This is a genomic window from Mammaliicoccus fleurettii, from assembly GCF_003970575.1.
GTDB classification, from domain to species: domain Bacteria; phylum Bacillota; class Bacilli; order Staphylococcales; family Staphylococcaceae; genus Mammaliicoccus; species Mammaliicoccus fleurettii.
In genome coordinates, this window is the sequence record NZ_RXWZ01000188.1 from 1 (window position 1) to 1,611 (window position 1,611).

General features: G+C 44.8%; 1 protein-coding gene. It reads right to left on the reverse strand.

What is annotated here, in order from left to right; all coding sequences use genetic code 11:
* Window positions 1-137 precede the first annotated feature (137 nt).
* Complete coding sequence (locus CD129_RS11950; protein ID WP_069813185.1) at window positions 138-1,325, reverse strand: cation:proton antiporter; 1,188 nt, start codon at window positions 1,323-1,325, stop codon at window positions 138-140.
* Window positions 1,326-1,611: the final 286 nt, after the last annotated feature.

Sequence of the window (1,611 nt, forward strand, 5' to 3'; positions counted from 1 at the left end):
GGGTGTAGGTCATTCGTGATCACTCCTATGATTTCTTTGGTTGGAAATTCATTTTGAGTGTATCACGAGTGGCTTTTCTTATGTGTCTAGTTTAATTTTACAATCGGCGTCAGCATAAATCAATGATTGTCCTCAGATCATTTAGTCAACTTTTTTGCCAGAGGGGCTACGCCCAGACTCTGCACTACAAGTGATATCAATACAGCTGCAAAAGATAGGGAAACGAGGATGTCCGCTTCCCCAGAGTTTGCTGAAGTGAGGCTTAGTATCAGAAAGATGGACATGGTGCCCTTGAGTCCAGACCAGGAGATGAGGGTTGCTTCCTTCCAGCTGATTTCCCGGCGCCATTTTGGAAATAGCTGTGTGGTAGCGGTTATGATGATATATCTGATGATGAGTGAAAGGATAAAGATGATGATTGCGAATACCCAGGCGTTAAACGCCAGTGCTTCCGCAGTCTCGATACCTATCAGCAGGAATAGGAGTGACAGGACCGACAGTTCTGCGATTTCCCAAAATCCATCCAATGTTTCTTTGAAATGATCTGCCCTGCCAGTCTTTCCATATTCGAATGACAGCATGATTCCTGCAAAAACAGTAGCGAGCACACCGGAGACCCCAATGCCTTCGGCAATATTGAAAACGCCGTATGCTAAGGTGATGCTCAGCATGACCTGGTATTGGTTGTGGTGCGTGAAATGGATGGCCTTGCTGACCAGCCAGCCGATTGAAACCCCGAGCGCAGCGCCCCCCAGAGAGACGAGCAGGAATTCCCCTGCGAAACTCCCGATATTGAAGCCGGTATTTTCTGCAAACATTCCGAAGAGGGCGGAGAAAATGACGATGCTGGTACCGTCATTTATCAAGGATTCCCCTTCGACCACATCAGCAATTTTCTCGTTTCCTGTGGATTTTTTAATGATTGAAACAACGGATACTGGATCCGTAGGTGTCAATATAGAAGCAATGAGCAATGCGGAAAGTAACGACAGCGAAACGAATGGACCACTCAATGCATAGATTGCAGCACCGAGCAGTCCGACTGTCACCATGATGCCTGCTGTGGCCAGAAAAGAGATAATGCCAAAATTCTTTTTAAAGTCTTCCGGCGGGAATTGGTATGCTGATGTAAAAAGCAGGGCCGGAAGAAATACATGATATATCATATGCGTCGTCACTTCGATGGAAGAGAAATAGGGGATGAAGGAGAGGACAATCCCGATTAGTACCAGTACCGTGGGTACCGGGAAATTCTCCTGTTTCTTATCGATGGTGAAAACGATATACCCGATGAAAAGCAACAGTATAATCTGTGTAACTGACATGTCTATCTCTCCTTGAACGTTTATTATTAGATATCCTTTTGTGAACGTAAGTAAACGCGAAAACCGTTCTGGGCCCGGAAGAAGTGGCAGTGGCTTTTTACAACTGAGGAGGCAGTGTTTATTACAGGACAGGTCTATACAGTAGACGGCATCAGAACAACCAAATTGAGTCTGCCTCAAAAAATTCACTGATATTACTTCGTTTGTCAAAATAAGCTAGACAGTTTACCTACATCCATGTAACTCATAAATACTTCCAACGGGGTTTGATAATTCAATGACTTTC